This window comes from Achromobacter sp. SIMBA_011, from assembly GCF_046535435.1.
Lineage (GTDB): Bacteria > Pseudomonadota > Gammaproteobacteria > Burkholderiales > Burkholderiaceae_B > Achromobacter > Achromobacter dolens.
Genome location: NZ_JAWRWN010000236.1, coordinates 1 through 304 on the forward strand (window position 1 = coordinate 1; position 304 = coordinate 304).

General features: G+C 70.4%; 1 protein-coding gene. It reads right to left on the reverse strand.

The annotated features are described in order from the left end of the window. A partial coding sequence (locus SB816_RS30735; protein WP_410548084.1) for a LysR substrate-binding domain-containing protein occupies positions 1 to 304 on the reverse strand: 304 nt, incomplete at both ends.

Below are 304 nucleotides of genomic sequence, written 5' to 3' on the forward strand. Positions count from 1 at the left end.
CATGTTCTCGATCGGCGCGAAGCCCTGCGTCGCGGTCAACACGACGTGCTCGTCGGTGACCGCGCGCGCGGGCAGCACGCTGATGCCGAGGCCGTCCGCGACGGCCGCCTGGATGCCGCTCAGGCTCGACGTCGTGAAGCTGATCCGCCAGCGGCGGCCGCGCTCCTCGATCGCCTTGATCATGTCGTCGCGATAGAGTCCGCGCGGCGGAAACACGACGAGCGGCACCGGGTCGAGTTCGATCGTCGGATGCCGCGCGCTGTCGATCCAGCGCAGCTTCTCCGGCCAGCGCACCACCGCCTCG